The organism is Arthrobacter sp. MYb23 (assembly GCF_002979775.1).
In the GTDB taxonomy this organism is placed as follows: Bacteria; Actinomycetota; Actinomycetes; order Actinomycetales; family Micrococcaceae; genus Arthrobacter.
In genome coordinates this window covers 168,902-191,965 of record NZ_PCPR01000005.1, presented here as the reverse complement: position 1 = coordinate 191,965, position 23,064 = coordinate 168,902, and the positions used below count along the sequence as shown (strand labels likewise).

23 protein-coding genes are annotated in these 23,064 nt (G+C 62.7%); 8 read left to right on the top strand and 15 right to left on the bottom strand.

Translation table 11 applies throughout. The features are described 5' to 3' along the window. Positions 1–48 precede the first annotated feature (48 nt). Together CQ020_RS08655 and CQ020_RS08650 are read left to right on the top strand one after the other, a co-directional pair. On the top strand, positions 49–1,335 hold the full coding sequence (locus CQ020_RS08655; RefSeq protein WP_105691475.1) for an MFS transporter: 1,287 nt from the start codon (positions 49–51) through the stop codon (positions 1,333–1,335). A gap of 48 nt (positions 1,336–1,383) precedes the next feature. Further along, entirely contained in the window at positions 1,384–1,644 is a 261-nt protein-coding gene (locus CQ020_RS08650) for a hypothetical protein (protein WP_024820945.1), read from the top strand. 17 nt (positions 1,645–1,661) lie between these two features. Here CQ020_RS08650 and CQ020_RS08645 read toward each other — a convergent pair whose 3' ends face one another. Together CQ020_RS08645 and CQ020_RS08640 are read right to left on the bottom strand one after the other, a co-directional pair. Next, a complete protein-coding gene (locus CQ020_RS08645) occupies positions 1,662–2,018 on the bottom strand; it encodes a TraR/DksA family transcriptional regulator (protein ID WP_105691474.1) in 357 nt (118 codons plus the stop codon). Positions 2,019–2,024: 6 nt separating this feature from the next. Beyond that, positions 2,025–2,507, bottom strand: coding sequence for a pyridoxamine 5'-phosphate oxidase family protein (locus tag CQ020_RS08640; RefSeq protein ID WP_105691473.1), 483 nt, complete (start codon positions 2,505–2,507; stop codon positions 2,025–2,027). Between the two features lie 251 nt (positions 2,508–2,758). On the opposite strand from CQ020_RS08640, the gene CQ020_RS08635 reads away from it, so the two are divergent. Further along, on the top strand, positions 2,759–3,199 hold the full coding sequence (locus CQ020_RS08635) for a hypothetical protein (protein WP_258141786.1): 441 nt from the start codon (positions 2,759–2,761) through the stop codon (positions 3,197–3,199). A gap of 43 nt (positions 3,200–3,242) precedes the next feature. Here the strand turns inward: CQ020_RS08635 and CQ020_RS08630 are convergent, their stop codons facing one another. The 6 genes from CQ020_RS08630 to CQ020_RS08605 all read right to left on the bottom strand — a co-directional run bounded on the left by CQ020_RS08630 (position 3,243) and on the right by CQ020_RS08605 (position 9,150). Next, positions 3,243–3,953, bottom strand: coding sequence for an MBL fold metallo-hydrolase (locus tag CQ020_RS08630; RefSeq protein ID WP_105691472.1), 711 nt, complete (start codon positions 3,951–3,953; stop codon positions 3,243–3,245). 6 nt (positions 3,954–3,959) lie between these two features. Then, a complete protein-coding gene (locus CQ020_RS08625; RefSeq protein ID WP_105691471.1) occupies positions 3,960–4,580 on the bottom strand; it encodes a dihydrofolate reductase family protein in 621 nt (206 codons plus the stop codon). 101 nt (positions 4,581–4,681) lie between these two features. Beyond that, positions 4,682–5,077, bottom strand: coding sequence for a hypothetical protein (locus CQ020_RS08620; protein ID WP_105691470.1), 396 nt, complete (start codon positions 5,075–5,077; stop codon positions 4,682–4,684). A 73-nt stretch (positions 5,078–5,150) separates the two neighbouring features. Next, positions 5,151–7,289, bottom strand: a complete 2,139-nt coding sequence (locus CQ020_RS08615; RefSeq protein WP_105691469.1) for an iron ABC transporter permease — start codon at positions 7,287–7,289, stop codon at positions 5,151–5,153. A gap of 10 nt (positions 7,290–7,299) precedes the next feature. Further along, complete coding sequence (locus CQ020_RS08610; RefSeq protein WP_105691468.1) at positions 7,300–8,280, bottom strand: iron-siderophore ABC transporter substrate-binding protein; 981 nt, start codon at positions 8,278–8,280, stop codon at positions 7,300–7,302. A gap of 45 nt (positions 8,281–8,325) precedes the next feature. Then, positions 8,326–9,150 (bottom strand): ABC transporter ATP-binding protein, encoded by an 825-nt coding sequence (locus CQ020_RS08605; protein ID WP_181151815.1) that lies wholly within the window; start codon positions 9,148–9,150, stop codon positions 8,326–8,328. A 104-nt stretch (positions 9,151–9,254) separates the two neighbouring features. Here CQ020_RS08605 and arfB point away from each other — a divergent pair, with 104 nt between their 5' ends. Further along, positions 9,255–9,674 carry an alternative ribosome rescue aminoacyl-tRNA hydrolase ArfB gene (gene arfB / locus CQ020_RS08600; RefSeq protein ID WP_105691467.1) on the top strand — a complete coding sequence of 140 codons (420 nt, stop codon included), beginning with the start codon at positions 9,255–9,257 and terminating at the stop codon, positions 9,672–9,674. Here the strand turns inward: arfB and CQ020_RS08595 are convergent. Beyond that, entirely contained in the window at positions 9,671–10,057 is a 387-nt protein-coding gene (locus CQ020_RS08595; protein WP_181151814.1) for a nuclear transport factor 2 family protein, read from the bottom strand. The genes arfB and CQ020_RS08595 overlap by 4 nt on opposite strands. Positions 10,058–10,110: 53 nt before the next feature. Next, entirely contained in the window at positions 10,111–10,722 is a 612-nt protein-coding gene (locus CQ020_RS08590; RefSeq protein ID WP_105691465.1) for a TetR/AcrR family transcriptional regulator, read from the bottom strand. Between the two features lie 189 nt (positions 10,723–10,911). Between CQ020_RS08590 and CQ020_RS08585 the strand changes: the two genes are divergently transcribed. From CQ020_RS08585 to CQ020_RS08570, 4 genes are all read left to right on the top strand, one after another. Beyond that, positions 10,912–12,258 carry an MFS transporter gene (locus tag CQ020_RS08585; RefSeq protein ID WP_105691464.1) on the top strand — a complete coding sequence of 449 codons (1,347 nt, stop codon included), beginning with the start codon at positions 10,912–10,914 and terminating at the stop codon, positions 12,256–12,258. Positions 12,259–12,321: 63 nt separating this feature from the next. Continuing rightward, positions 12,322–13,611 (top strand): glycoside hydrolase family 1 protein, encoded by a 1,290-nt coding sequence (locus CQ020_RS08580; protein WP_105691463.1) that lies wholly within the window; start codon positions 12,322–12,324, stop codon positions 13,609–13,611. 65 nt (positions 13,612–13,676) lie between these two features. Beyond that, the gene (locus tag CQ020_RS08575) at positions 13,677–15,956 is read left to right on the top strand and encodes a family 78 glycoside hydrolase catalytic domain (RefSeq protein ID WP_105691462.1); all 2,280 of its coding nucleotides are present in this window, start codon (positions 13,677–13,679) and stop codon (positions 15,954–15,956) included. Between the two features lie 82 nt (positions 15,957–16,038). After that, the gene (locus tag CQ020_RS08570) at positions 16,039–17,106 is read left to right on the top strand and encodes a quercetin 2,3-dioxygenase (RefSeq protein ID WP_105691461.1); all 1,068 of its coding nucleotides are present in this window, start codon (positions 16,039–16,041) and stop codon (positions 17,104–17,106) included. An 81-nt stretch (positions 17,107–17,187) separates the two neighbouring features. Here the strand turns inward: CQ020_RS08570 and CQ020_RS08565 are convergent, their stop codons facing one another. From CQ020_RS08565 to CQ020_RS08545, 5 genes are all read right to left on the bottom strand, one after another. Next, the gene (locus CQ020_RS08565) at positions 17,188–18,423 is read right to left on the bottom strand and encodes a DUF3500 domain-containing protein (protein WP_105691460.1); all 1,236 of its coding nucleotides are present in this window, start codon (positions 18,421–18,423) and stop codon (positions 17,188–17,190) included. Next, positions 18,401–20,122 carry an FAD-dependent monooxygenase gene (locus tag CQ020_RS08560; RefSeq protein ID WP_105691459.1) on the bottom strand — a complete coding sequence of 574 codons (1,722 nt, stop codon included), beginning with the start codon at positions 20,120–20,122 and terminating at the stop codon, positions 18,401–18,403. Before CQ020_RS08560 ends, CQ020_RS08565 begins: the two co-directional genes overlap by 23 nt. After that, positions 20,122–20,979 carry a fumarylacetoacetate hydrolase family protein gene (locus CQ020_RS08555; RefSeq protein WP_105691495.1) on the bottom strand — a complete coding sequence of 286 codons (858 nt, stop codon included), beginning with the start codon at positions 20,977–20,979 and terminating at the stop codon, positions 20,122–20,124. The genes CQ020_RS08560 and CQ020_RS08555 overlap by 1 nt, the downstream gene beginning before the upstream one ends. 91 nt (positions 20,980–21,070) lie before the next feature. Continuing rightward, positions 21,071–21,934, bottom strand: a complete 864-nt coding sequence (locus CQ020_RS08550; RefSeq protein WP_258141784.1) for an alpha/beta hydrolase — start codon at positions 21,932–21,934, stop codon at positions 21,071–21,073. Positions 21,935–22,070: 136 nt separating this feature from the next. Continuing rightward, entirely contained in the window at positions 22,071–23,030 is a 960-nt protein-coding gene (locus CQ020_RS08545; protein WP_105691458.1) for an alpha/beta hydrolase, read from the bottom strand. Positions 23,031–23,064 lie beyond the last annotated feature (34 nt).

Here is a 23,064-nt window from a genome sequence, read left to right as displayed (position 1 = left end):
TCACCGGAAGCTCTGGCGGAGCACAGCAGACGGGACGAGAATTAGCTGGTGGTCCCTCCCCGCACCGGTGAGGGCGGCGACACCCTGAATGACGCCGCCCGAAAGATCCAACGCGTCTACCTGACATTGACGCTGGGCAATACCATTGCGGCCTCCTTCATTTGGGGCATCAACACCCTTTTCCTGCTGGATGCGGGCTTGAGTAATCTGGAGGCGTTTGCCGCCAATGCCTTCTTCACTGCAGGCATGGTTCTTTTCGAAGTACCCACGGGCGTGATTGCTGATGGGTGGGGACGGCGCGTCTCGTTCCTGCTGGGAACGGTGACGTTGGCTGTGTCCACCTATCTGTATTTTGTGATGTGGCAGATCTCCGCGCCGTTCTGGATGTGGGCTGTGGTCTCGGTCCTCCTGGGCCTCGGCTTCACGTTCTTTTCCGGCGCTGTTGAGGCCTGGCTCGTCGATGCCCTGCGCTTTTCGGGGTACCACGGCGGATTGGAATCAGTGCTAGGCCGTGGGCAAATGGTTCAGGGGGTAGCGATGCTTCTTGGTTCGGTGGCAGGCGGGGTCATAGCCCAAGCCACAAACCTAGGCGTCCCGTTCCTCCTGCGCGTGCTGGTGCTGCTCGCCATGTTTGCTGTCGCTTTTGGGCTCATGCACGACGTCGGCTTCTCGCCTGAACGTTCGACGCACCCCCTCCGTGCCACGCGCGCGGTGCTGTCGGCGTCGATCGAGAACGGATTGAAGAACCCGCCCGTCCGCTACGTGATGTTGGCAGCGCCCTTCACTGCCGGTGTCGGGTTCTATGTTTTCTACGCACTGCAGCCCTACCTGCTGGACCTCTTTGGCGACCCGAAGGCCTATTCCATCGCGGGTTTGGCCGCGGCGATCGTGGCCGGATCGCAGGTCCTCGGGGGCTGGCTGGCCCCGCACGCACGGCAACTGTTCCACAAGCGAACGTCCGTGCTCATCATCAGTGCAGTGGTTGGCGCCCTCATCCTGCTGATCCTGGGATTCACTCGGATCTTCTGGGTGGCGCTGGTTCTGCTCGCACTCTGGGCCATTGTGGGTTCCGCGGCCACGCCCGTCCGGCAGGCGTACGTCAACGACATGATCCCGTCCAAGCAGCGGGCCACCGTCCTGAGTTTTGATTCACTGATGGGTTCCAGCGGCGGCGTAGTAATCCAGCCGGTCCTGGGCCGGGGAGCCGATCTCTACGGCTACCCGGCATCACTGGCAATGGCGGGCGTCATCGAGCTCATAGCTGTTCCGTTCCTGCTGGCCAGCAGGAAGCAGAGCGCAGCGGCCGATCGGGCCGTTGCTGCGGATGCGCCTTAAGTACGGAAGACTGACATCAACCACCACTACTGAAAGCGCGGTTGCCACGTGATCTCCCTGCACCAGGACGCCCAAGGATTCATCCGGATGAAAAGGCACTTCCCCGCCAGTACCGAGGTGTCCGTAGTTTTTGCTGACGGGACCGAGGAGGTCTTCACCGCGCGGCGGCTCAACGAGATCTATGACGAAGCGCTCGCGACTTACCGTGCGGCGAATCATCTGGACGCCAAAGGCTTTGACAGGGGCCCCAAAAAGAAGGTCCAGCAGGGCATTGAATTCGTCCCGGTGTCACCGGGCATGTCCAGCTGAACCAGCTTCTTCGTCAGCTAATTTCGCTTTCCTGAGGCATGATCGACGCAAAAGGGAGTCCAGGGCCGGGCCTCGAGCCTGCCTTCGGGAATGGTGACGCCGCAGATTGCACACCGCCCATAGCTTCCATCCGCGATCCTCGCCAGCGCCTCTTCAATCTGCTCCAAACCAACCCGGCTTTGGCCCATGAGGGCAGACGCCTGAGATAGCTCGAACGCTATGGTGCTGCCTTCGGGATCGTGTTCGTCGTCCACATTGGAATCCTGACGGGCGAGACTCACTGAGGTAATGTCGCTTCGCAGCGCCTTCAGCAGCTCGAGTTTTCGATTCCGTTCCTCCTCCAGGAGAACCCGAAACCGCTCGGCGTCAACCACGGCGGCTCATAGTTCCACAGTGCCGCTCTCGCCCACGCTGAACCGGGAATTTGTGACCTTGGACTTGACCCATTGAAGAACCGTAGCAGCCGTTCCACCCGGGCTGGTCCAGTACTCTGCCGAGTCCGAGTCAACGCGCAGCAGGCAAACCTCAGGAGTGTCAGGGCCATCGGGGAACCATGCCTCCACCACCTGATTCCACATCTCGTGGATCTTCTGCCGATCGGTGACTACCTCGGCAGTTCCTGCCACGGAGACCCACTCGGTCTTGTTGCCAAAGGAAATATTGACTCGCGGGTCCTGGCGGACGTGGGCAACCTGCGAGGTTCCCAGTCCCGTAAAGAACCACATGTCGCCGTCGTCCTTGACTTCCTGAACAGCCAGTGGCCGGCTGACCAGTGCGCCGGACTCGTTGACGGTAGTCAGCATTCCGATCTTGGAGTCGTTGATGATGTCAGTGACTTTGCTGATGGCTTGTTCTTCAGTCATTCGGGCCTCACTTCTCCTTGTGCCTGGACTCAACTTCATGTCCGGGGGTCTTTCCCCACAGCCACCCTATTAGTAAGGCTACTGATTTGCTAGGCGGACGAGGAATGTCGCTGGCAGGCCAACAAGCAGAGCGCTGGGAGTTTCCGGGAATCATGCTGCGGCTTCATCCGTTCTCTTGATAGTGACATGCCGACGGCGGTCAGGCTTGCCCCTCGGGGCAGGTAAAAACGACGGGAAGTTTGGGGACTGCCATGACGTTCAGTGAAACCATCGACCGCTTGAGGACCGCGCACCTTATGGTCCGGGACGCCAATGAGTGGGACGGATTAACGGCTGCTCTCGCGGACGCCTATCGCCGCCAGGACGATGACCTCATAGAACAGTTGCAGCCGCCGTTTCTCCAGTCATGGCGCACAGTCACCCACTATGTCCTGCGGGATACCTTAGACGCGGCAGGCATTTCCGTGTCCGAGCCCAGCCGCCCCTGGGGAATTGCAACCTTGACGGCCAACGATGTCAGCCGCGAACCTGTTCTCTGCCGAGTGGACCCGGCAGTACCGCAGCACGCGCAAGGTGCATCAGTCGACGGGCCGGAGTTGCTCACTTTCGCCGAAATCATGGCGTACTACGCTGAGTGCCTGTCACCGCTGCTCGAACACGCCAGCGGCCACCAGGAGCAATACTCCAGGTAGCTCAGCACTCCAGATAGCTCAGCATCGTTTCTCCTGTGAAGGTTTATTGCTGGGGCGCGGACCGTTCGATGAGCTCGCGGAGCTGGCTGAGGGCGTCGGGAATCTCGGCACCATGGGAGAACAGCATTCTGCGGGGTGACAAGCGGGCGATTTTCCGGAGCGACAATTCAGCCTCCACCGGGTCAGCCGTAAAGGGAGCCGGCGGCCGCACCATGACCCCGTTCATGGTGCCCACAGCGTCACCTGTGAACAGCAGGCCTTCTCCTTCATGCAGCAGGCTGATGTGGCCTTGAGTGTGCCCCGGCGTGTGGATGATGCGCAACCCGCGAAGGGATGCGCCATCGACGGCGGCCCGGACCTGCACTTCGGAGGATGCTGTGCCGGAAGAAATGCCCGAGGCTACGGCGCCGGCATCGGCTTCGCCCGCCCACACCAGAGCATTGCCTGCCTTCGAAAGGATCTCCTTCAAACCGCCCACATGATCAGCATGGGCATGGGTAATCACGACGTCGGAGATGTCAGCCCAGCCCGCGCCTAGACGTTCCAGAGCCTGGTGGATATCCGTGGCGTTGTCTCCCATGCCGGTGTCGATCACAACAATCCCATCGGCCACGGGCAGCAGGAAGCAGCGAACGTCGAAACTGATTTCCGTGGGGCCCGCTACGCCTGCAGGCAGATGGACTTGCTGGGCTATTGTTTCCAGCTCGGACGGGGATTCAGGAGTCTGCGGATGGGTTACTGGGTCTTGGCGCACAGGGAATCAGCCCTGCCTTGCTGGCGGTGGGCCATCAATAACAGTGGGAATGTACTCCAGTAGTTGCGACCTGCCATCAAACGTCCGGCTTTCCACCAACTCCAGGGAAACATCCGGGTATCCATCGAAGATCCGCTCGCTTCCGGTCCTGCCGGTGATCACGGGAAAGACCACCAGGCGGTATCTGTCCACCAGCCCGGCCGTCAGCAAGGAACGGCAGAGGCTAAGGCTGCCCAGTGTGCTGAAGGTACCGGATCTGGTCGTCTTCAATTCCCTCACGGCCTCTACGGCGTCACCGGAAATGAGCTCCGAGTTGGGCCACGCCAGGGGCTCTTTCAACGTGGAGGAAAAGATGATCTTCGGCATGGCGGCCAATCCGCCCAAGCTGGCGCCCTCTTCCTCCGAAAACCCGGAACTATCTTCAGAGGCTTGCTCCGACATACTGGACATCACCCGATAGGTGGTGGCCCCCATGAGCATGGTGAATTCCTTCTTTCCCTCCTCATCGAGCCAAGCCAGGTACTCCGGGCCCTCCAATCCCCACCAACCGGGCCACCCTTCGGCAGAAGCGTAGCCGTCCAGGGAAATGATCAGGTCCACCATCAAGGTTGCGGTGGTCTCACTCATAGCAGTCTCCTCGGTTGTGCCGTGCGCATTGACCGTGCGCGGGAAACGCTAGTCCTGAGCGATCCGGTGTTCAAGAGGTCCGGACTAGAGGAGAGTCTGGGCTAGAGGAGGAGAAGGACGAATCCGCCGAGGGTGCTGAGTATCCCAACCCCGGTGAGGATCCAGCCCAAGATCAATACTGTGTTGTCGTGGCGGGGTGGCCTGAGCGAGCATCGGGACGGATGGCAGAGGTCGTAGTGGACCACCACGGTGCCTGAATCAACGGTGTCGTCGCGGGCAGGAATGTCCAGTAAGACTTTTTGTTCCTCGTTCGACTGGTCCTGCCACTGAAGACCCAGGAAACCACCTGCGGCGAACTGTGTTCCATCCGCGGTGGCCCAAACGCAACGACGCCTGGCAATGATCCAGGCGCTGATCAACAGTGGCACGCCCGGAACGAACCCCACCCACGTCATCATTTCCAGGATGGGGCCAAGAAATTCCAGGGATCCGGCCATGAGTCGATCCTATGCGTCCAAGGGCGCGGATCGGGACTCTCTGTCTGGCCTGGGACCGGGATGTCAGGAATTCTCAGACGGTACGGTCCACGCGGGAACGCCACAGCAGATATACGAAGTAGGGCGCGCCCACCAGCGCCGTCATGATTCCGGCAGGTATCTGGGCTGGTGCGATCAACGTGCGGCCGATGATGTCGGCCAGCACCACTGTGCAGGCGCCAATCAGCGCGGCCACCGGTAGGACGCGGGAGTGTCGTGCGCCCACCAAAGTGCGGGCCGCATGGGGCGCCACAAGCCCAACGAAGGCAATGACGCCTACCGAAGAGACGGCACCAGCGGTCAAAAGCACCGCTACGGAGAGGAGGAGCAACCGGGACCCGGACAGCCCGATTCCGAGCACGCGGGGAGAATCGTCATCCACTGCTATCAGATCCAGATCCCGCCTCATGCCCGCGAGCACTGGCAGTGCAAGCACCAGGGCCAGCAGCGGCGGCAGGACGGAGGCAAAGTTGCGGCCGTAGGTGGAGCCTGACAGCCACGTCAGGGCCTTCGTCTGGTTGAACGGGTCAGTGGTCACCAGGAGAACGGTGATTGCGGCTGCCAGTCCTGCGGAGATGCCGATACCGATCAAGACCAGCTTGTTTTGTTGAAGCCCGCCCCGGAAAGCCAGCCCGAAGACCAGCAGCGCGGACAGTGCCGCTCCCCCCAGCGCGGAGCCGGTCACCACCCAGGAACCTGCAGTGGGGACTGTGGTGATGACGATGATTGCTGCGAGGCCGCCGCCGCCGGAGACGCCAAGGATGCCAGGCTCAGCCAGGGAATTGCGGGATACCGCCTGAATCAAGGCGCCGGCCAGAGCCAAGGCAGCTCCGGCAAGTACTGCCGCCACGACACGCGGCATCCGGGTTCCCAGCACAGCGCTGACGCGGTTTCCTGACTGACCGGTGAGCCAATTGACCAGGTCCCCCAGGAGTAGCTTCGCGTCGCCCAGGAGTGCTCCGGCCACCAGCAATCCGGTGAGCAAAACCAGAAGCCCGATCAACACGCCAACGAAGAACCTGCGGGATCGAAGCCTCGCCAGGGCGTCACCGGCAACACTTAATCCGGCGTCGGACATCCGCATGGCCAGGATCACCAGGAAGATGGCTCCGAAGACAGTCGTGACCGCGCCGGTGGGCACTTCAACCCCTGCTTGGGCGCCGAATAGTCCACGAACCAGGACGTCCGCTCCGATGACAACCACGGCACCGGCCAGGCCGGAGATGGGCAGCAGCGCCCTGTGCCGGCCCAGTCCGCGAAGGCGGGAGGCCAGCAGGCGCACGATCGCAGGAGCACAGAGGCCCACGAATCCGATCGGTCCGGCAATGGTTACAGCAGCGGCTGACAGGACGACGGCAAGAACGACGGCGCCCACCCGGGCCAGGCGCGGATCCGCACCTGCCAGCCGTGAGGCGTCGTCCCCGAGGCCGAGCAGATCCATGCGACGTGCGAGAAGAAGAAGAGCGCTAATAGCCACGAGGATGATGGGCGTGAACTGGATCAGCTCATCGGTGCGTGACTGGGCAAGGCTGCCCTGGCCCCACGCGTACAAGCCAGTGGTTTCCTGACTAAACAAGAGCAGGAGTGCGCTGGTGGCCGAATGCAGGCCCAACGCCAAAGCTGTGCCTGCGAGCACCAGGCGGATCGGGCCGCCGTTTCCGTTGGCACCTCCGCCCGAGAGGGCAAGAACCAACACTGCTGCGGCGAGGCCGCCGATGAACGCGATGCCACCGGATAAGAGAGCCGGAAGAGTCAGGCCGAACGCAGCCACAGCCACAATCGCGAAATGCGCGCCCGCATTGACAGCCAGTGTGTCAGGGGAAGCGAGGACGTTGCGGGTGGCCGACTGCAAGGCTGCACCGGCCACCCCCAACGCGATACCGACCAGCAGGCCGGCGAAAAGGCGCGGTACCCGCGAGGCAAGCAACACTGCGGTTTCCTGGTCTGTTCCATCTCCAGTAAGGAGCCCCAACAACTGGAAAGGGCCGACGTCGGCCGTTCCTTGGGTGAGGTGGATCATCGAAAACAGGGCCAGGATAACTACTCCAACGCCAGCCACCAGGGCTGGGCCGGAACGAAAGCGGGCATCTCGTCCGGAAGGCGTGGATGGTACGGGAGCACCCGCCACGGCCGTGGGTACGGTCATGGCGGGCCTCTTCACAGTGTCGGTCATGCGGGTGGGACTACTTGGTCAGGGACGCGACGATTGCGTCGACGTACTGGGTCATCGAGGCAGGGCCACCGAACATCCAGATGCCGTCAGAAAGGCGGTGCACCTTGCCGGCTGAGACGAAGGGAAGAGACTTCCAGACGGCGTTGTCGGTCAACTGCTCGGTGAAATCGCCATCGGCGCTGTTGGTGATGTAAACGAAGTGCTCGGCGTTGACAGCGGTCAGGCCTTCGACGTCGGTGGAGCCCAGCCCGTAAGCCGGATCGCCTTCAACCGTCCAAGGGTTTACGAGGCCCAATTCAGTATTGATATCGGCGAGCAGGGAACCCTTGGTGAATGGGCGGATGGAGACCTTGCCGTCAGCAACCCAGCCATCAGCGAAAGCCACGCGGGATCCGCCGAGGCCGGCCTTCTCAAGGTCAGCTTTACCCTTGGCAACGGCGGCATCGAATGCTGCAATGGCCTCATCAGCCTTCTTCTCCGTGCCGGTTGCCTTGGCGACGAGCTTCAGGTTGTCCTCGGCCTGCGCAATCTGGCGGCTGCCAGCGGCGGACTTCACCACAACCACCGGAGCCAACTCTTCGAGCTGCTTGATGACGGGCTCGGCGAGGTCGGTGGTGGCTACGATCAGGTCAGGATCGAGGGAGGCAATGGTGTCGAAGCTCGGCTCGTTGCGGGTTCCGATGTCCGTGGGGGTGCTGTCCAGTTTGCCGGCAGTAACCCAGGCGCTGTAGCCCTTGACGTCGGCGACGCCCACCGGCATGACGCCGAGCGTGGTGAGGTTCTCCACCACGTTCCATTCCGTGCCAACCACGCGCTTGGCGGGGCCGTCGAGCTTAACCTCGGTGCCGCGGGCATCGGTCACAGTGATCGCTTCGCCGGCGCCGGCACTGTTCGAAGCCGAGCTCGCGGGGCCTTCAGTGGTGCCGCAGCCGGTGAGCAGGACTGCCAAGGCAGCGGTGGCTGCCAGGGCTTTGTGGATCTTCATGGACACAGGGGTCCCTTTCGTTTTGGGGGGCTTACGTCATTAAGGGGGTTTTCAGCTGTCGCTGTGCCGACCAACCGCGCGGGTGCGCAGCCTGCCGGTCAGCGGATCAGTGTGGGTAACGATCGGAATGGAGTAGACGTCACTGAGAAGGGCCGCATCCAGTGCTTCATGGGCGGGACCAGCTGCAGCAATGCGGCCTTCGGAGAGAACCACCACATGATCGGCAAGTGCGGCTGCCTCATCGAGGTCGTGCAGAACCACGCCAATCGCTACACCGTGAATGCGGGCGAGGTCGTACACGAGGTCGAAGATCTCCACCTTGTAGCGGAGATCCAAGTGGTTGGTTGGCTCATCGAGCAACAGCACCGACGTGTCCTGGGCCAGGCAGCTGGCCAGCCACACCCGCTGGAGTTGTCCACCCGAAAGTTCGTGGACACCCCGGCTGGCGAGTTCTGCCACACCGGTCAGATCCATGGCGCGATCGACGGCGGCGGGCCCTTCGGGGTCCGCAGCACGCCACCGTCCGCGGTAGGGGTGGCGACCGAATTCGACCACGTCGCGAACGCTGAGGCCGTGCGGCACCGGCCTGCTCTGCGAGAGCAAGGTCACATGCCGGGCGAAGTCGCTGCGCTTCATCATCAACGCATCTGTTGCTTCGCCGTCGGCAGGTTTGACCGTAACGGTTCCGGAAGCCGCCTCGTGCAATCGTGCCAGTGCGCGAAGCAGGGTGGACTTGCCGCTGCCATTCGGACCCACCAACGCAACGATGCGTCCTGGCTCCAGGTGGAGCCCCGCTCCATGGACCACGTCCCTGTCCCCATAGCGGAGGACCAGATCTGTGGCCTCAAGCCCGGAGAGTTCACTCAGTTCAATCACAAAATGAAAGATTAGCTTAGGCTTACCTAATTTCTAAAAACGTGTCGGAGGATGTCATCGCCGTCCTGCCCGCGCGGGCCTGGGAGACGTGCAAGGCTTAATGCATGGACCTGGAAATCCCACCTTCGCTGACTATCCCCGCCTCGGAGCTCAGCTGGCGATTCTCCCGCTCGTCCGGACCGGGCGGCCAACACGTCAACACCACGGACAGTCGGGCGGAACTCACGTTCAATGTTGCCGGATCCGCAACCCTGACAGAGGAGCAGCGGCAGATGCTGCTCAAGCGCCTGGGACGAAAACTCGTCGGTGGCGCCATCACCGTGACGGCCTCGGAGGAGCGTTCCCAGTTGCGCAATCGCGAGATCGCCATGGCCAAGCTCGCTGATCTCATCAGGGCGGGCCTCGTTCCGGAATCCGTCCGTCGCGCTTCCAAGCCGACGCGTGGTTCCGCCCGCCGACACCGTGCAGCAAAAGAACTAAGGTCTGCCACCAAGCAACAACGACGGCGACCTGCCGCCGACTAGGTGGTGCTGATCTCAACCCACCGGGAACGCCATTCAGGTGGCTCGAAGCCCTCACTCCAGTAGGCCGTTTCCCTGGCAATTTTGCCGTCGCGGAACTCGAAGATGAAGACTGTTTCAAACGTGGGCCCGTCGTAGTCCAGCAGCGCCTCGGCTACCACCAGGTCTCCACTGCTGAGCAGGCGTCGGGGCGTGATGGTGGGCAGCTTGGGGAAGGCGTTGTAGATGCCCCTGCGGTTCTCGGCGCCGCGCACCACCTCTCCGGATTGCGGCCAATGCATCACGGCGTCGTCGTGGAACAACTCGTCCATGACCTCTATGTGGCGATCATTGATGCAGTCGATGAGCCGCTTGACCACGTTTTCATTGACGTTTTGTTCACCCATGAACCGCATTCTCCTCCTGGGAGCCGGGGATCGCCACGGCCTTGCAGCTGAAATCAGTGCTTTCTGATCAGGTCCATGAACCCTTGGAGATGTTCGGCCATGTCCACCGACTCGTCGTAGAGCCAGCTCAACTGGATCCCGTCAACGAGGGCTGTGATTTGCCGCGCCAGAATCGACGGCGTAAAACCCTCCCTGAGGCGTCCGGCGGCGAGTTCGCGTTCGAGTTCGGATTGGACTGAATCCACAAAGTCCTGATTGCGCCGGAGGAGGAAGTGGTGGGCCGGATGGTCTGGGCTGATGGCTTCAGCCCGCAGTGTTGCGTCGAGGTGGATCACTCCGCGGATCCCGGCGTTGTGCCTCATGACTGCCGGCACCGTTTCAAGGAGCCCCTGCTCGCTGATGAGCTCCTTGCGCCAGGGTCCTTCGCGTTCTTCGCGGAGGACCAGCACGGCCTCCAGTAGTGCTTCCTTGCTTCCGAAGTGGTGGAGAAGGGCAGTGTGGCTGGTGCCAACAGCTTCAGCGATCTGGCGGATGGACAAGCCCAGATATCCCTTTTCGGCGAACACCTGGAAGGCTGCTTCCACCAATTCAGCGCGCTTCTTTGCACCGTTCGCGTAGGGGGCGCGCTTCCCCGTGCGGCCCGGGGTGCGGGTTTCCTGATCCATGGATAGACCTCCTCTGAACGAGGCTATCAAGTTTCTTTTCCACTTTGGTAAAGAAATCTTGTCGAAAATATTCCAATGTGGTCAAAGTTTAGTTAACGTTGCTGGAAGACATCACGGGCCGGTCCCTCAACGGCCCGCATCACCGGTCACAAAGAGCCAACGGTGGCTCTGGTCCAAAGGAGGATTCTCATGGGTGACCCCACATCGCAATTCATGGAAACAGCCCCGTCCCAGGTCACGGGACCTGCCGGGCGTGCTGAACTTGGCGCAACAGTCGCCACAAAAGCCGCCGCATCGCCGTCGGGCACTGTGCCGAAGCAGCCGGTGTCCATCAAAAGGACCATGGCGTTGGTCCTCATCGCCGCGTTGGGCATGTACATCATGAGCCTGACTTTGGGCACAGCACTCTCGCTGCGCCTTGCCGCAGTTGATCCGGCAAGCAAAGAGACGAGCTACGGCATGGCCGTTTCCATCAGCTCGCTTCTCCTGCTGGTCACGATCCCGCTCACCGGCGCGCTGTCCGACCGCACAGCGGGCCGGTTCGGCCGTCGTCGTCCATGGATCATTGGCGGACTGGTCCCGGCGCTGCTTGCCGCAGCCGTCATAGGTACCGTGCCGTCGACGCCGGTCATTGTCGCGGCCTACGTCGTTGCCCTGGTGTCGGCACAGGCAGCGTTCAACGCCTACGCAGTCATTCCCATCGAGGCCCTTCCGGACAACAAGCGCGCCCGCGTCATGGGCGCCATGGGCATGGCCGGTGCGCTGGCAATGTCCGCGGGATCCTACCTTGCCGCTTGGCTGGTGGACGCGCCGCTGCTCATGATGTGCGTTCCCGTTTTGCTGGCTCTCGTCTGCAGCATTCCGCTGTTGGTCCTCTACAAGGATCCTGCGAAGACACGTGCCGAGCTGCCGCCGCTTGATCTCAAGGGTTTGGCCAAGTCTTTCCTCGTTGATCCGCGCAAGCACCCCAACTTCGCCTGGGCCTGGGTTTCACGATTCCTGGCAGGCATTGCGATGACGGCGCTCTTTGCCTACTTCATCTTCTTCCTGATGGACGGGCTCGGCATGCCGATCGCCGAAGCCGGGAAGAGCGCCGGCCTGCTCACCTTGATTTCCGCCCCCGTCAGCATCCTGTTCTTTACCGCATCAGGGTGGCTCTCCGACAAGATGGGTCGGCGCAAGCCGTTTGTGATTGGCGCGGCGCTCCTCATGGCCACCGCCCTGGTCATCGGCGCCACGGCAACGTCCTTCGAGCAGTTCGTGGTGGCCTGGATCATCTTCGCCATGGGTCAGGCCATGTACCTCACCGTCGATCTGGCCCTTTGCGCCGCTGTCCTCCCCGACGCCCGGGACACCGGCAAGGACATGGCAGTTTTCAGCCTCGCACTGAGCATCCCCAACATCATCGTCCCCGCCGCTGCCCCGGCGATCCTCGCTATCGGCAGCGGCCACAACTACGGCTTCCTCTGGTTCGCGGCCGCCGCGCTGTGCGCCATGGGCAGCATCACCGTCACGTTCATCAAGGGTGTCCGCTAGAAGCGGGCTGCCTCTCCACTGCCTCACAGACCAACCGATTCACAGACTCGTAAAGGAACTTACATGACCACCTCCCAGTCCTTCCCTGATGGCTTCCTCTGGGGAGTAGCCACCGCAGCCCACCAGGTGGAAGGGAACAACGTCAACAGCGACACGTGGTTCCTGGAGCAATTGCCCGGCACCATCTTCGCTGAGCCTTCCGGCGACGCGATCGACCATTACCACCGGTACCGCGAGGATGTGGCACTCATCGCGAGCCTGGGATTCACCACCTACCGTTTCTCCCTGGAATGGGCACGCATCGAACCCGAGGAAGGGCAGTTCTCGACGGCGGCCCTGAACCACTACCGCCGCGTCCTGGAGGCCTGCCACGAGCACGGATTGACGCCGGTGGTCACGTTCCATCACTTCACCTCGCCCCTGTGGCTGCTCGCCGCCGGCGGCTGGGAAGACCCGGCCACCCCGGAACGCTTCGCACGCTATTGCGAGCGTGTTACCGAGCACCTCGGCGAGCTGATCGGCGTTGCCTGCACGCTCAATGAACCGAACCTCCCGTGGCTGCTGAAGGAGATCGGCATCGGTGGCGGTCCTGCCGAGAGCCGCGGCCAGGTACCGATCTGGGCGGCCGCCGCAGAACGGCTCAACATTGACGCAGCAAGGGTGGCCCCGTTCCAATTCACCGTCTCCACGGCAGGCTTCGATGTGAAGCTCGCAGCGCACCGTGCCGGGCGCGATGCCATCAAGGCCCGCTACCCCGAACTCATGGTGGGCTGGACCTTGGCCAACACGGACATTCATGCCGCAGCCGGAGGGGAAGTCAACGCAGAGCGTATCCGCCGCGAAGTTAACGAGCGCTTCCTGGAAGCTTCCCGCGGAGACGACTTTGTGGGTATCCAGACCTACGGCCGCACTGTGTTTGGAGCCGATGGCCTTGTCCACGCCGAGGACGGCGTCCCCACCAATCAGATGGGTGAGGAGATCTACCCTGAGGGCCTGGAAGCGACCATCCGCGAGGCTGCGCGGGTTGCACAGATCCCGGTCATCGTCACCGAGAACGGCCTGGCAACCGAGGACGACACCCAGCGCCTGGACTATCTTCGGACAGCAGTTTCCGGCGTCGCGTCTTGCTTGGCTGACGGCATCGATGTTCGGGGCTACATCGCCTGGACAGCGTTCGATAACTTCGAATGGATCTTTGGATACGTCCCCAAGTTCGGCCTGATCGCAGTGGACCGCACCACGCAGGAGCGAACGCCCAAGCCCAGCGCCTCTTGGCTGGGTGGAGTAGCGCAGAACAACGGTGCATCGCTTGAGGTCACCGAATCCGCTGCCCTCGTCAACCAGCCCGCCTAGCAGCGCCCGCCTGAGTTCGCCCGCCTGAGTTCGCCCGCCCACACCCTAAAACTGGAGACCACCTGATGACTACCTGGCATGCCCGCATGATCGCCCCGGACAAAGAGTTCGACGGAGCACCGCTGATCCGTGGCGAGTTCATTCTTGATGAAGGCCACGGCGATGTTGAGTCCGCCACTTTGTTCCTCTCCGCACTCGGAGTGGTGGAGGCATGGGTCAACGGCCAACGTGCTTCCGAGGACCTCCTGACGCCCGGCTGGTCGAGCTTTGAGTGGCGCGTCAGGTACAGCGAACTCGACGTCACCGATATGGTCGGCACGACGACGGTCATTGGGCTGGCGCTGGGAAACGGCTGGTACCGGGGGCGGCTGGCGTGGTCCGGCGGGTCCAAGTACTACGGTCAGGAACTCGGCGCGTTCGCGGAGCTCCGCGTCCTCTTTTCCGACGGCCACCAGCAAATCATCGGCACTGATGACTCATGGACCGCCGGGCCGTCGGCCACCACTGCCAATGACCTCTACGATGGCCAGTCCATTGACGCCCGGCGTTCCGACGACGCGTGGCTGGCACCCGGATTCACCTCGGGTGCGTGGTCCGCTGTGCACACGCTCGACGATGACCTCAGCCGCCTTGAGCCCTACATCGGCCCTCCGGTACGCCGCCAAATGGAGCTGCGGCCGGTGAAGGTGTGGACGTCGCCGGCGGGGAAGGTCTTGGTTGACTTTGGCCAGAACCTGGTGGGTTGGGTCCAAGCATCGGTGACCGGCGCTCCAGGTGATGTGGTGACGATCCGCCACGCGGAGGTGCTGGAAGAGAATGAACTGGGCACCCGGCCGCTGCGTTCGGCGGAAGCGACGGACCGCTTCACGTTGTCAGGCGGAGAAGACGTCTTTGAGCCGACCCTGACCTTTCATGGTTTCCGCTACGCCGAAGTTGAAGGATGGCCCGGCGGTATCAACGCGCTCCGGGACCAGGGCGGCCTGACCGCCGTCGTTATCAGCTCTGACATGAAGCGGATCGGTCACTTCGCTTCCTCCGATCCGCTGCTCAACCGCCTTCACCAGAATGCCGTCTGGGGCATGAGGGGCAACTTTGTGGACGTGCCCACCGACTGCCCTCAACGCGACGAACGCCTGGGCTGGACTGGTGATCTTTCGGCCTTTGCACCCAGTGCGGCGTTCTTGTTCGACAGCCGCGACTTTCTGAGGGATTGGCTGCGGGACCTGGCGCTGGAGCAAAAGCATGACAACGATTTGGTGCCCTTCGTGGTCCCCAACGTCCTGAAGTACATCGAGCAGCCCGCCGAGTTCGGTGCCCCGGATACAGCAGCGGTGTGGAGCGATGCCGCTGTATGGGTTCCGTGGGCCCTCTGGACTGCATACGGGGACAAGCGTGTGCTGGAGGAACAATTCGACTCCATGACCGGGCACGCCCGGCGGCTTCGGAGCAAGCTCTCCCCCAACGGTTTGTGGGACACCGGCTTCCAGTTTGGTGACTGGCTTGATCCCGACGCCGCCCCGGACCAGCCCTGGGCTGCCAAGGCCGACAAACACGTGGTGGCTACCTTGTGCGCCTTCCGGACCGCATCATTGGTGGCTTCCGCAGCAGCCGTCCTGGGCGATGATGCCGCCGCCGCCGAGTTTGGCGAGATGGCAGGTGCGCTCCGAACCTCATTCACGGAGCACTACGTATCGGACGGGGTCATCCTTAGCGACTGCACTACCGTCTATGCGCTGGCTATCGTGTTCGGAATCCTCGGCGACGCTGACCGTGATTTTGCCGGTGAACGGCTGGCGGAACTGGTGGCAAAGTCAGGCTTCCGGATCTCCACCGGCTTTGCGGGAACACCCTTTGTCACCGATGCGCTGACGGACACAGGCCACCTCGATGAGGCGTACCGCCTGCTGCTCCAGACCGAAAACCCTTCATGGCTGTACTCGGTGACCATGGGCGCCACCACCATCTGGGAGCGCTGGGACTCAATGCTCCCCGACGGCACCATCAACCCCGGCGAAATGACCAGCTTCAACCACTATGCGCTGGGTGCTGTGGTGGATTGGATGCACAGGACCATCGGCGGCCTCGCACCACTGGAACCGGGATACCGGCGCATCCTCATCGCTCCCAGGCCCGGCGGCGGCTTGGAGTGGGCGGAGACCAGCGTGGAAACACCACTGGGACAGGCTTCGGTCCGGTGGGAGTTGGTTGACGGACGCCTCGAAGTCACAGCCACCGTGCCGGAGGGCAGCGAAGCCGTCCTGCGGCTTCCTGGTCTGGACGAGGAACTTGTGGGCCCGGGCCAGCATGTCCGGAGCGGACACCCCGCTGAGCTCACCTTCCAATGATTGAAAACACCGCTCTGCGCCGCGGTCGCAATGAGCAAAGCTACTAGCAGGCACACAGTCCGACGAAGGAAAGAAGGAACACATGTCCCTCAGCGTCGAGGAAATCAACAAAGCACTCCCCCTGTCCAACACGCTCCCGGGCGAAGCGGTCCCCTATTACATGGCTTCCGGTGAAGGAGCCAGGTATGAGATCAACGGTCAGTTGATCACGTTCATAGCCCGCGCAGCGGACACCGGCGGCATCTTCAGCGCCGCGTACGTCTCAGGCGGCATGGGAGCTGAATCCCCCTTTGTCACCCACGCGATCGAACATAAAACCCTGTACGTCTTCGACGGAATTCTCCACGTCTGGCTGCCCGGCGAAAGCCGCATCCTAACCCCGGGGGATTCGGTGGTCATTCCCCCGGGTACACCCCACGCTTACCGGATGGCCAGCCACTACACGCGGTTCCTCAACTGGATGACTCCGGGCGGGGCCGAGGCGTACTACGAGCGCATTGGGACACCCTTGGATTCCCACGTTCCGCCCGCCCACGCCGGCCACAAACCGAGCCTCCAGGAGCAGGCGGAGGTGGGCGCCGAATTCGGCCTCACTTTCCCTGACATTGAACGCGTACAACCGGGCCTCCAGCACAGTGCAGGACTCCCGGCGTCGTTGGCCCCGTACTTCCTCAGTGCCGGCGAAGGAGAACGGTTGGTCAGCTACCAGACCATGTTCTCCTACCTCTCGCGTCCGCAGAACACCGGTGATAACTACTTCGCGGTGCACACCAAGGGCGCCAAGTCGCCGTACATTCCGCTGCACTTCCATTCCGAGCACACTGAGAACTTCCTGTGCACGGAGGGCCGGATGTGGCTCTACGCCAACGGCCGCGAAATGCTGTTGACCAAGGGCGACTTTGTCCACGCTCCGGCCGGCACCATCCATTCCTTCGCGTTCGATGCGCACAACACCCAGATGGTGGGCTTCCTGACGCCATCGGTCTTCAACGGCTTCTTCGAATACTTCAACAAGCCCACGGAAGACTACATCTACACCGAGGGCGGCGAACCGTACATGGACATGGAAGGTTTCGGCCGCGCCCAAGCCGAGATGGACCTGACAGTGGTTGGTCCTCCCCCGCAGCGGCGAATTGCACTGGATATCTAGTACTGACGGCAGAAGGCCCGGATCCCTCGAAAGGATCCGGGCCTTCTGCGTTCTTCGAGCAGCAAATTCACGCCGAACTGCTTAGCCGATGAACTCGTTGACCAGCGCCCGCCCGTAATCGTTGCCGTTGGGAGTCCGCACCACGGTGTGCATGTGGAAAGGCGCGGGGTGCTGGTTATCGAGAAAGACGCCCGTGTGGTGATCAAGCTCAAGGATGACCACGGGGCTCTGGATGCGGAAGTAGAAGGCTTCCCCGCCCTGCCAGCTACCGATCCACGAGAAGAACGTCTCCCCGTAGTGCTCTTGGATCTCACGGATCCGGGCAGCCCGTGGCCCGGCCGGCAGGTAGGCAAGGGCATCCCCCATGATCTTCTCTAAAAGAGCCAGCGCGGAGGCTGGCATGGAGCTGACTGGGATGCCCTCATAGGGAATCACCCTGTTGTCCTGGAAGCACCCAGCGAGGTGCCGTTCGTCCCCTGCATGCAGCCGCCCTGCGGGCATGGAGGGGTCCTGCATATGCTCGAAGATCACCGCCTCGTCACGGAGCGCCTCCGGCAGGGCCTCCATCAGTTCCCGGGCCCACTGGATGCGCTCTTTGAAAACCTTGACGCCCTGATGAGGACCGACGTCGATCACGTCCGGTTCCGCACCCAAAAAGACCGGCGAGATCACCAACCGGGTACCAATCACCAAACAGTTAAGTGCCACGTGGTGGCCGAACAGCTGCCAGCCCCATGGTTCCGTTCCGGAAGGTGCTCCGAAGAGCGCAAAGTTGTAGCTGAACTCGTTCATGAGCAATGGCAGGTCCACCAGATCACCAAGGAACCCATTGATCCGCATGAGATTCCGGACCAGGGCGTATCCCTCCGCGCTGAGGCTGGCCTCGACCACGGCCAAGGCAGCGTCCCTGACCGCAACGTCGAGCTCGTCCAGGCGCAACCCGGTGTCATGCTGCATGAATTCCGGGTTGGCCCAGCTGCGCCATTCGTGAGCGTCCACCGCGTAGGTCAACAGCTCCCGCTGCGTTGAGCTCAGCAACGCAAGCAGTTTGTCCGCGGCGGTCACCATGTCCGACGTCGGCGCCTCCTCGCCGGGACGGGCTTCTGTCAGCGGGAACAAGCCTTCACGCACCACACCATCGTTGGTCACGCCCAGGAACGGTTCGGGGTATAGCTTCTTCCAGCCTTCGATCATGGGCCCGGCGAAGGAATCGTCCTTGGCGGCTTCCGCGTAGGAGCGTGCGTCCAGGCCGCGGAGTTTCGCTACGCGCGGATGATCCGGCGCGTAGAGGTAGTCACGAAATGACGGCGTCGGCATGTGCACTCTCCTTGAGATGCGATGATTCGGAACGGGTCCATCCCGCGGCGATGACGAGGGCGTGTGCCGCTGCCTCGGCGGAGGAACCCCGCCAGGCAACGTGCTGGTCGGGACGGACGAGTACAGCGTCGGCGGCCCAGAGATCCGTCATCGGAATCCCGTTGTCCGCCTGCTGTAAGGCCACCACGGTCACCGGCACTCGCTGTTCTGCTGCTGTTTCTAAAACTGGAGCGTAAACACTCTCGACGGCGGCGCCAGCCAGGGTTTCGGCGTCCACCAGCAGCGTAAAGACCGGCCCCAGAACGTCATAGATGGACGTCGAATGATCCAGCCATACATGGGGAAGAAGTGCACCCGGGGTGGCTGTGGGCGTGTAACGGATGGGGTGTTCGGCAGGTACTGGAGATCCGTCCGGGACCACCAGAGGAGACCCTGAGTAGGAGTAGCCAAGCACCAGACCCAACGAGTCGAACTCGCTTTGCTTCACGCTCAGGGCTTCGCGGGCGTTTGCCCGTGCGGCATGGCCGGCTTCTCCGTCAAGTTCCAAGGCAGGATCCGCAAAATGGTACGCCAAGGCCTTGCCGTTGGCTGCGGCGTCACCGATGGTCCGCTCTGCAACGGGCCGGCGTTCAACGCCGTAACTATCCAGCAAATCCGGCCCGGCCCACCCTTCCAAGGCGGCAGCAATCTTCCACGCCAAATTCGCGGCGTCCCCGATGCACGTGTTGAATCCATGCCCACCCCACGGCGGGTTCTGGTGCGCAGCATCGCCCACCAGGAACACACCATCACGGCCATAGCTGGGAGCCAGGAGCATACGGGCAGTCCAAGGATCCGTGGCGATCACGTCTACCTCGACGTCGGCACCTACCAGCGAACGAACCAGCGCCACAGCATCCACGTCCTGGCCACCGGCGGAACCGTCCACCCCTTGGACAATGGCCCACCACGTCTGGTCCATGTTCATGCGTCCCACCATGCCGGCCGTCCCGGGACCAAGAACCCAGTACTGCACTGCCGGGTCCAGGCTGATGGTGTCAGCGAGGTCTCCGGAGCGGAACAGGATGCTGATGTTGGACAGGGTTGCTGACCCTCCCTCGAGACGGATTCCCAAGCCACGGCGAACGGTGGATGAACCGCCGTCGGCCGCTGCCAGAAAACTGCTGCGAACAGTCCGGGAGGTGCCCGCCTGGTCAACCACGGTGACCTCCTGCCCCATGGCCGACGTCGCGTGGGACTCCACCCGGAGCCCCGTCAGCAACATGGCGTGGGCAGAGTCTTCCACGGAACGGCGCAGCAGGGATTCGAGCACCGGCTGCGGCACCTGCTGGCCACATTCGGGTTGAGGTTCATAGCGGCCGGTCTCAAGCTGGAAGGCTTGGGGGAACCGCCGGATCTCCCTGCCCGTCAACGAGGAACAGAAGATGACGTCCTGTGCGAACTCCACCGGGAGCGGTGCCGCCTTCCGCAGCGCCTCAGCCAGCCCGATCCTCCGAAGATGCGTCATGGTGCGCGCATTGGTGGTCTTGGCACGCGGTCGATCCTGATCGATGCTGGTGCGTGGCTCAATCACCAGGCTGCGGATCCCCCGTTGGGCCAGGTCCAGAGCGAGGAACAACCCGCTGGGTCCGCCACCGGCGATCAGAACCGGTACTTCATCCGGGAGGTCTGCCAGACGTGCACTGGGGACGGCACCCATCAGGCCCTCGCCCGGAGAGAAGGATCACCGATGGGAGTCACCAAGGTGCCCAACTTATCAATCTCAACTTCCACGGTATCTCCTGCCTGGAGGAGCCATTGCGGTGTCCTGGCGTAACCCACGCCCTCCGGGGTACCCGAGGCGATCACATCACCGGGGTGAAGCGTGAAGGTCTGGCTGATAAACGCAATGATGGCCGGGACGGAAAAGATCATGTCCCTCGTATTGCCGCTCTGCACCTCGGTCCCATTAACACGCGTCCGTACCTGGAGGCCACCGCGCAGGTCGCCAACTTCGTCGCAGCTGACCAAGGGACCAAGCGGACCGGAGAAGTCTCCGTTCTTGCCCAGCGTCCATTGAGAGGTCAGCTTCTGTGCGCGGCGGGCAGTGATGTCATTGAACGTTGAGTACCCGAACACAGCGTTCTCCGCTGTGGCCTCGTCCACTGACTCGGTGCGTTTGCCGATGTACGCCGCCACCTCTCCTTCCCAGTCCAGGCCCGCTTCACTTCCGGGCACGGGAACGGGAACGTTCCCTACGGACAACGATGCCGTCCAACGCCCGAACAGAGTGGGGTGTGACGGCAATTCCTGGTCCTTGTAACTACCCTCCGCCGCGTGCGCCCTGTAGTTCAGGCCCACGCAGATCACGCGCGCCGACGCCGGGACCAAGGGCACCTCGGAAAACGCTTCGCGCTCGCCGCCGGAGGCAGGATCGGTGATGATCGCGGGAGCCTTCTCCTGCCAACGGGCAGCATCGGCCCAAAAGTCCGTCACGGACGCCAGGGGGAAAACGCGCTCGCCGCTGAGCGCTGCGACCCAGGTTCCGCCGTCGTGGTTGATGCCTATGTACTGCATAGTGGGCCTTTCAGCTTCGCCCGCAGGCGATATTTGGTAGATGGGCATGGCAACAAGACCCCATGGGGTGATGCCGGTTGGTGATGGAAATTTATGGGTGTGCCGCTTGTTGACGGAAGAACGAGACCGTTGCGGCGAGCGCCTTCTCAGCCGCAGCCGGGCTTCCGTCCGGGAGCTGCCACATGTGGTCCGCATCCTCGATGAGGAGAAGTTCGACGTCGGCGCCGGCCTTCTTAAGTTCGCTCGCCAGGGATTGTGATTGGGCGGCTGGAACGAAGCGGTCGGCCGTGCCGTGGATCAAGAGGAAGGGCGGAGCGGCGGGGCTGACGTAGCTGATGGGGCTCGCGGCGGCTGCTTTGTCCGGGTTCTCTGCCAGCACGGCGCCTACCAGGAGCTCCTCGCGGGAGCCGGGATCACTGGCCCGGGCAACGGCGTTGGGCAATGCTTGCTCCCCCATGTGCACCAGGTCCGTGGGCGGGTACCAGGCGGCGACCGCTGCGATGCTGCTGTCTTTGCCGTACTCGGAGGCCGCGAGTCCAACCAGGCTGGCGAGGTGTCCGCCCGCCGAGTCACCCCACGCGTAGATGCGCCCGGGGTCCACGCCGTACTCCTCTGCATGGTCCCGGAGCCAGCCCACTGCGGTCAGGGCATCGTGCAGCTGTGCCGGGAACTGTGCCTCGTCGCTGAGCCGGTAATCGGCGGACGCCACCACGAACCCTGCCTCTGCCAGAACCTCGAACGGAGTCAACCCAAAACCGTCACCTACCGGTCCCAGGGAGGAACGCTCGCCCACGCGCCAACCCCCACCGTGGAAGTGAACGACGGCGGGGCGGCCTTGCGCGTCGGGCGTCACGTGCCCGGCCGGCAGGTAGAGGTCAAGCAGGAGCGGGCGCGTACCGTCGTCGCCGGTGCTGGCGTATTCGACACCCTTCAGTACGCGACCATCCGTCATCATTGACTCCCTCTGTTGCCTCGGCGGGATCATGACGTCCCGGCCTGTTCATCCAAGAATGTAGGTTCTGCGCCCGCAGCTGAACCGCCGATTTCAATCATTGAAACTGGCGCAGCGATTCCCAGGCCCGCGCGAGGACTCATGGGAGTCGGAATTCGCGCCGGAAGAACTCAACCGACATGTCCAGGATCCGGTCAATCTGGTCCACAGCGAAGAAGAAGCAATGGTCTGCGCCGGGGATGACCATGAGCTCGTTTTCGACTCCCGCCTGGCTTAACAGGCCGGCCAGGATTTCACTCTGGCACAGCGGCACCAAACCGTCCGAATCTCCGTGCACCAACAGGAACGTTGCGGCGTCCGGCGTGACATAACTGCGCGGGCTTGCCGCGTCCAGGGCCACGGGATCCGTGGAACCACCCACCAGCATGGTCTCCGGATGAAGTGACATGCCATCGGGCACAGCGGCCAGGAGTGCAGGGCCCATGAAGTCGTTGGCCGCCGTCATCGGCGGCATATCGTTCAGTGAGGACACGCCGTAGAAGTCCACTACCGCGCTCACGGAGCTGGCTTGTCCCTGAACACCAAGGCCACCTTCCAGGTCTTCGCGGGAACCGGTGAGGCCCAGCAAGGCAGCGAGATGCCCGCCGGCGGACTCTCCCCAGGCTCCGATCCTGTCCGGATCGATTCCCAGTTCATCAGCGTGGTGGCGGAGGTAGCGGACTGCGGCCTTGATGTCGTGAAGCTGCGCCGGGAAGGGGGCCTCCAAAGAATGGCGGTAGTCCACTGTGGCGCAGGCAATGCCGGCTTGGTTGAGAAGGCGGAACACCGAGTCCGGTGCGAACGTTGGGGGCAGTTCCCTTCGGTCCCCCAGCTGGAAGGCGCCTCCATGGATCCACACCACCAGGGGTACGGCCGTGGCCGCTGCCTTGCGCGGAAGCCAGATGTCCATGGAGAGACGTCGGAAGCCCACAGCAATGGCATAGCTCAGCTCGCGGTGGACCAACGAGTCATCGGACACTTCCACTGGCTGGCCTGGCGCATGGAAGGCGGGAAACGGAGGCGGGGTGGGCGCGCGGTGTTCGGTGGTTTCGAGTGTCATGTGTTCCTCCTGGAAGATTCGGGGATGTTGGTTT

Excerpts from the sequence above, each read along its gene's own strand:
- CQ020_RS08550 (WP_258141784.1), bottom strand. The coding sequence starts at position 21,934 with ATGATGACGGATGGTCGCGTACTGAAGGGTGTCGAATACGCCAGCACC.
- CQ020_RS08555 (WP_105691495.1), bottom strand. The coding sequence starts at position 20,979 with ATGCAGTACATAGGCATCAACCACGACGGCGGAACCTGGGTCGCAGCG.
- CQ020_RS08620 (WP_105691470.1), bottom strand. The coding sequence starts at position 5,077 with ATGGCCGGATCCCTGGAATTTCTTGGCCCCATCCTGGAAATGATGACG.
- CQ020_RS08625 (WP_105691471.1), bottom strand. The coding sequence starts at position 4,580 with ATGAGTGAGACCACCGCAACCTTGATGGTGGACCTGATCATTTCCCTG.
- CQ020_RS08580 (WP_105691463.1), top strand. The coding sequence starts at position 12,322 with ATGACCACCTCCCAGTCCTTCCCTGATGGCTTCCTCTGGGGAGTAGCC.
- CQ020_RS08545 (WP_105691458.1), bottom strand. The coding sequence starts at position 23,030 with ATGACACTCGAAACCACCGAACACCGCGCGCCCACCCCGCCTCCGTTT.
- CQ020_RS08635 (WP_258141786.1), top strand. The coding sequence starts at position 2,759 with ATGACGTTCAGTGAAACCATCGACCGCTTGAGGACCGCGCACCTTATG.
- CQ020_RS08560 (WP_105691459.1), bottom strand. The coding sequence starts at position 20,122 with ATGGGTGCCGTCCCCAGTGCACGTCTGGCAGACCTCCCGGATGAAGTA.
- CQ020_RS08585 (WP_105691464.1), top strand. The coding sequence starts at position 10,912 with ATGGGTGACCCCACATCGCAATTCATGGAAACAGCCCCGTCCCAGGTC.
- CQ020_RS08570 (WP_105691461.1), top strand. The coding sequence starts at position 16,039 with ATGTCCCTCAGCGTCGAGGAAATCAACAAAGCACTCCCCCTGTCCAAC.
- CQ020_RS08615 (WP_105691469.1), bottom strand. The coding sequence starts at position 7,289 with ATGACCGACACTGTGAAGAGGCCCGCCATGACCGTACCCACGGCCGTG.
- arfB (WP_105691467.1), top strand. The coding sequence starts at position 9,255 with ATGGACCTGGAAATCCCACCTTCGCTGACTATCCCCGCCTCGGAGCTC.
- CQ020_RS08640 (WP_105691473.1), bottom strand. The coding sequence starts at position 2,507 with ATGACTGAAGAACAAGCCATCAGCAAAGTCACTGACATCATCAACGAC.
- CQ020_RS08575 (WP_105691462.1), top strand. The coding sequence starts at position 13,677 with ATGACTACCTGGCATGCCCGCATGATCGCCCCGGACAAAGAGTTCGAC.
- CQ020_RS08590 (WP_105691465.1), bottom strand. The coding sequence starts at position 10,722 with ATGGATCAGGAAACCCGCACCCCGGGCCGCACGGGGAAGCGCGCCCCC.
- CQ020_RS08565 (WP_105691460.1), bottom strand. The coding sequence starts at position 18,423 with ATGCCGACGCCGTCATTTCGTGACTACCTCTACGCGCCGGATCATCCG.
- CQ020_RS08595 (WP_181151814.1), bottom strand. The coding sequence starts at position 10,057 with ATGGGTGAACAAAACGTCAATGAAAACGTGGTCAAGCGGCTCATCGAC.